Source organism: Calothrix sp. CBUCES-K 9914 (assembly GCF_059640475.1).
In genome coordinates this window covers 1-4,340 of sequence record NZ_JBXXZH010000445.1, presented here as the reverse complement: position 1 = coordinate 4,340, position 4,340 = coordinate 1, and the positions used below count along the sequence as shown (strand labels likewise).

Here is a 4,340-nt window from a genome sequence, read left to right as displayed (position 1 = left end):
AGAAGTGCAAAACTTCCTTGTTAACCAAGTGCAATCAGTATACCAATCACAAGGTATCGACATCGCCGACAAACACATCGAATTGTAAATTTTTTATATGTGTCCGTTTGAAAAGTTTAGCTGATAGTTAAAATTTATACTTGCTGAAATTTGTTGAAAACTAAGGTGATTTTTTTATATGTAGTCGTTTGAAAAAGTTAATTCAAAGTTAAAAATAATACCCGTTACTACTTGTTAAAAAAACTAGTGCAAATTTTATATATGGTAGTTTTTGAAAAATTTATTTCAAATTAAAATTTGATACCTTCTGAAATTCGTTGAAAAATCAAACTGAATTTTATAATATGTGGGTTTTGAAAAAATAATTCAAAGTTAAAAATGATACTTGCTACTATTAACCTAAAAATCAAGCTGAATTTTGTATATGTGGTGTTTTGAAAACTTATTTTTAAGTCAAAAATTATACCTTGCTGAATTCTCTATATATGCCTGTTTAAAAATATTTTTTAAGCTGAAAAATTAAGGCGCCGTGGTTAGTGGCGCCTGAACTAATTAACCTAGGTAATTTTGAGCTTTTGCGGGGAGTGGTTCAGCTTCGATCTTTGAGAATGGTTTAAATGTGATTAAGCGTTCATACTTGTTGGCGCCATCCTCCTCTTTTCCAATACAGCGACTGTACCAAATTGCAACACCGAATTTATTCTGAGGCGCCCGTCTGGTGTAGATTTGTCCTCTCCAACTGACAACTGCTGCACCGTAAGAATCAGACTTATCAACTCTGGCGCCAATGCTAGACCAATCAAAAGTCTTGAATTCTTCGATAGGTCGCTTGATGTCAGGCGCCGATTTGGGGGCGAGTGAGTCTAGTGTGTCCGCGATGCGTTCGAGTGCAACCATTTGTCTGTGTTGAATTTCAAGCCAGAGTTCAGTTTGTTGTGGAGTCATGCCCATGATGGTTAGTGTTTTGTTTTGTGATGTTTTTAGAATTCCCGGTCAAAGGCAGTTTTAAGACTTGCCTAGGTCAGTGAATTAAACAGCTAGTTTTTTAAGAGTGATGCGACGCGCGCGGAGGCGAATCGCGTACAAATCTCTCGGAATGCAGGGAATTGAGACGGTAACAGCAAATGTGTTTTCCCGCACTGCGAGGTATGCGTGTTCTGCAAAAAAAACATCTGCAGCTTCTCTACTCAACTGGTTTACAGCGTTGAATGCGGCACCGGGAAAGGAATCGCAAACATCGTATCCAGCGACGGCAACCCAACCAGTGAATGAACGTGTAGAACGACGCAACCACAGTAAATTAACCTCTCTGTCTCTGCAAAATTGAGCTACTTCCTGCCATTGTGGCGCCGAACTCTGAGCTAGATAGCTGTATTTTTCTGCGGGGGTGAAGGTCTTAAACATTGATTTCTCCTTTAGTGATAGATGTTGCAGTGAATTGAGGGGGAACGCGCATCCTCATCCGGAGGACACGCGCGCTTGGTTTTAAGCTATCCACTCCGAATCATTGAAGTCGTTGTCTAAGTCCATACGCTCACGCGCGCACTCATAACGCTGCTGGTAATGGTCTTGTATCGCTTCAACCTGACCTCTTAAAGCCTGAACTGTGCAAGCTAGAAGTTGCTTTGCGTAGAACTCAACCATTATCGAGAGAAGTATCGTTTCCATTGTTAAAATGTCCTTAATTGTTGATATTTGGCGCCTGGTTCTAATACCAGGTCTTTTTTCTTTCTATAAATATTATACCTCACTCTCAGTTAGCTAGCTAATAGTTATCTATTAGCGTTTGTTATGCATGAACGTTAATAGATAACTTATTCTTGTATAGTTACTTAGTGATTATATGGTGTATTTTTGTACATGAGAAGGTGCCGAGTGTATGCAGCATCTACGCTCGTTTCTAGGTTCTATTACTATGAGTGTTGGCACCTGTTAATTCTCTACTTGGACTAATAAGTCACAAACCTTGCATTCAAGTACTGTACAAATATTGTCGAGTGTGTCTAAAGGGACTGACTTAGCGGCGCCACGTTCAATTTTTTGGATATTAGTTAACGACATTCCTAACTCGCGCGCGAGGGCGTTCTGAGACATCCCTTTGGCTTCTCTCATCTGTTTGAGTCTAATTTCAATTGGCATAACACTATTACCTATAAACCGTATTACTCACTCTCAGTCAGCTAACTATCAGTATATCTTATGCGAGAGTTACCGCCCAATAAACAACTGTCATGTCTAACTCATGGTTGACTAACTGATAGTGAGGTATAGTAAGTATACAGGAGCGGTTCCCAATTGGTAAAGCGAGAACTGCTTTCATATCTTCTCTATAAGAGTTTAAAGAGGAAGTAAGCATATGGCATCAGGAATATACGTTATTCGCTGCAAATCAACAGGCAAAGTATATGTTGGTTCCAGCAAAGATATAGCAGCTAGGTGGTATCAGCATAAACAACAGTTAAAACATGGTACGCACCATTCAGTGAAGTTACAGAGGGCTTGGGACAAGTATGGAAAAGATGACTTTGAATTTGAAATCGTTGAAGAAGTGATTGATGGTTTTCTAACAGTATATGAACAGATATATATAAATCATTACAATAGTCCTGTTGATGGGTACAACATTCTAAAAGTCGCAGGAGTGCCTAGAGGACGTTCAGTTCATCAAGGGCAAAGAACTCAGTACAAATCTGGAAATTTAGCGAACCGCAGTCAAAAGAATCCACAAAAGACAATTGCGAAAAGGAAAGGACTAGGACGGGGGCGCCCAGGTGGAAACCCTGATTTTGGTAAAAAATACAAGATACAGCGTAAGAATGATGAGCCTTTGGATACATTGCTTGCATTCAGAATCACACGTTCGATGAAAGAAAAACTTGATACTATCCCAAATAAAAATGAATTTTGTAGAAACGCAATTATTAATGCTCTTAATGAGATAGATACATTGCTAGAAAACCCCATTACAGTAAGGCTTTATCAGGAAGACTCGGAAGAATTAAGCTCTCTGGCTGAAGGGAAAGATAAAGGATTTATTAGTGAATTTGCACGAGATGCTGTTAGAAAAGCTTTCCAGGAGCTAGACGAAGAGTTTAATCAATAGGTATCTCATGTATAGTCACGGCAAGGTAATAACTTCAGACACAAGATAAATAGTTTTTACAGGCGCCGTATTACCGAGTGGCGCCACTACAAACGATTAAGGAGAAATTCAAATGAAAGGTCAACCAGTTCTGTACAACGCGCGCACTAACGACAGAATCATCATAAACAGCGTTGAGTGTTTAGTTCTGGACACATTCCATAACTGGGTAGTAGTAAATTTTCAAGGAGAACGTAAAAAGATTAGTTATGAAGAATTGATGACACTAGGCGCCGTATTTTCTGCATAACGTTTAAATTCACCTCATTGCCTCCATTTACCGGAGGCACTTACTACATTTCATATGGCACATATACTTTGGACAAGCATCATAGACGAAGTTAGGCTTATCTACAAAGACATTCAAGGCGCCGACATTAAAATCAAACGGTTACTTAAAAGCTCTAAGACCGATGTTTTAATCGTCTACGAGTGTTTCCAAGCTAAGAGTTTTATTGAATCGGCGAAGGATGCTATATCAAAAATCGAGAAGGTTAAAAACAAGGATTCGGAGATATTTAAATTACTTACCATAGCAGCGATTAACATCAACACTGCAATTGTCCACACCTTTATCGTAGACGGCGCCATACATCAACTACTTTGTAAATTGTACGCACGCATATTTAATTTACTTCCTGTGGGCTACTCATTCCAACCAGAGATTTTTTAAACACCACATAACCACTAAAACCCGGTTTCGGGTTATTTTTTTGGGTACATATATAGATTTACGGATATCCTGCGTCTGGGCGCCTGTTCCAAAAATTTCAAAATCGAGTTTAAAAATTTGTTTCAAAACACTACATATAGCAGAAAATCACGGTGCTGTATTTCAACAACTACTAAAAACTGGTTTCGAGTCTATTTTTTTTGCGGACATATATAGATTTTTGAGGGATGCCCGCGTGCGTCTCAGTTTCAAAGCTTCACGCGCAAGGTTTAAAATTTTTTCACGCGGGCACACACAGCGGACACATGGAGCATCGTATTCTTAGCAAGCGTTAAAAATCAAGTTTAGAATTTTATTTTTTGGGGGTATATATAAAAATTCCGCAATTTTAAGGAAGGCGCCAGTTCTAAAGTTTCCAAACTAGGTTTAAAAGTTTACTTCAAAACACTACATGTAGCAAAGAATCACGGCGCCATATTTCGGGAACAACGCGCGTTGCTCTCATGCGCGAATTTTATTTTTGGG

At 38.9% G+C, this 4,340-nt stretch carries 8 protein-coding genes; 3 read left to right on the top strand and 5 right to left on the bottom strand.

The annotated features are described in order from the left end of the window. Positions 1–552 precede the first annotated feature (552 nt). The 5 genes from AC2JBO_RS43545 to AC2JBO_RS43525 all read right to left on the bottom strand — a co-directional run bounded on the left by AC2JBO_RS43545 (position 553) and on the right by AC2JBO_RS43525 (position 2,320). Positions 553–945: a single-stranded DNA-binding protein gene (locus AC2JBO_RS43545; RefSeq protein WP_496959843.1), complete on the bottom strand. Its 393-nt coding sequence runs from the start codon at positions 943–945 to the stop codon at positions 553–555. An 84-nt stretch (positions 946–1,029) separates the two neighbouring features. Continuing rightward, positions 1,030–1,404, bottom strand: a complete 375-nt coding sequence (locus AC2JBO_RS43540; protein ID WP_496959842.1) for a hypothetical protein — start codon at positions 1,402–1,404, stop codon at positions 1,030–1,032. A gap of 81 nt (positions 1,405–1,485) precedes the next feature. Beyond that, on the bottom strand, positions 1,486–1,668 hold the full coding sequence (locus tag AC2JBO_RS43535) for a hypothetical protein (protein WP_496959841.1): 183 nt from the start codon (positions 1,666–1,668) through the stop codon (positions 1,486–1,488). A 264-nt stretch (positions 1,669–1,932) separates the two neighbouring features. Continuing rightward, positions 1,933–2,139, bottom strand: a complete 207-nt coding sequence (locus AC2JBO_RS43530; protein ID WP_496959840.1) for a helix-turn-helix domain-containing protein — start codon at positions 2,137–2,139, stop codon at positions 1,933–1,935. 58 nt (positions 2,140–2,197) lie between these two features. Then, positions 2,198–2,320, bottom strand: a complete 123-nt coding sequence (locus AC2JBO_RS43525; protein WP_496959839.1) for a hypothetical protein — start codon at positions 2,318–2,320, stop codon at positions 2,198–2,200. 36 nt (positions 2,321–2,356) lie between these two features. Here AC2JBO_RS43525 and AC2JBO_RS43520 point away from each other — a divergent pair, with 36 nt between their 5' ends. The 3 genes from AC2JBO_RS43520 to AC2JBO_RS43510 all read left to right on the top strand — a co-directional run bounded on the left by AC2JBO_RS43520 (position 2,357) and on the right by AC2JBO_RS43510 (position 3,815). Next, on the top strand, positions 2,357–3,103 hold the full coding sequence (locus AC2JBO_RS43520; protein ID WP_496959838.1) for a GIY-YIG nuclease family protein: 747 nt from the start codon (positions 2,357–2,359) through the stop codon (positions 3,101–3,103). 112 nt (positions 3,104–3,215) lie between these two features. Continuing rightward, entirely contained in the window at positions 3,216–3,392 is a 177-nt protein-coding gene (locus tag AC2JBO_RS43515) for a hypothetical protein (protein ID WP_496959837.1), read from the top strand. A gap of 54 nt (positions 3,393–3,446) precedes the next feature. Then, the gene (locus AC2JBO_RS43510; RefSeq protein WP_496959836.1) at positions 3,447–3,815 is read left to right on the top strand and encodes a hypothetical protein; all 369 of its coding nucleotides are present in this window, start codon (positions 3,447–3,449) and stop codon (positions 3,813–3,815) included. Positions 3,816–4,340 lie beyond the last annotated feature (525 nt).

Excerpts from the sequence above, each read along its gene's own strand:
- AC2JBO_RS43540 (WP_496959842.1), bottom strand. The coding sequence starts at position 1,404 with ATGTTTAAGACCTTCACCCCCGCAGAAAAATACAGCTATCTAGCTCAG.
- AC2JBO_RS43510 (WP_496959836.1), top strand. The coding sequence starts at position 3,447 with ATGGCACATATACTTTGGACAAGCATCATAGACGAAGTTAGGCTTATC.
- AC2JBO_RS43520 (WP_496959838.1), top strand. The coding sequence starts at position 2,357 with ATGGCATCAGGAATATACGTTATTCGCTGCAAATCAACAGGCAAAGTA.
- AC2JBO_RS43535 (WP_496959841.1), bottom strand. The coding sequence starts at position 1,668 with ATGGAAACGATACTTCTCTCGATAATGGTTGAGTTCTACGCAAAGCAA.
- AC2JBO_RS43530 (WP_496959840.1), bottom strand. The coding sequence starts at position 2,139 with ATGCCAATTGAAATTAGACTCAAACAGATGAGAGAAGCCAAAGGGATG.
- AC2JBO_RS43525 (WP_496959839.1), bottom strand. The coding sequence starts at position 2,320 with ATGAAAGCAGTTCTCGCTTTACCAATTGGGAACCGCTCCTGTATACTT.
- AC2JBO_RS43515 (WP_496959837.1), top strand. The coding sequence starts at position 3,216 with ATGAAAGGTCAACCAGTTCTGTACAACGCGCGCACTAACGACAGAATC.
- AC2JBO_RS43545 (WP_496959843.1), bottom strand. The coding sequence starts at position 945 with ATGACTCCACAACAAACTGAACTCTGGCTTGAAATTCAACACAGACAA.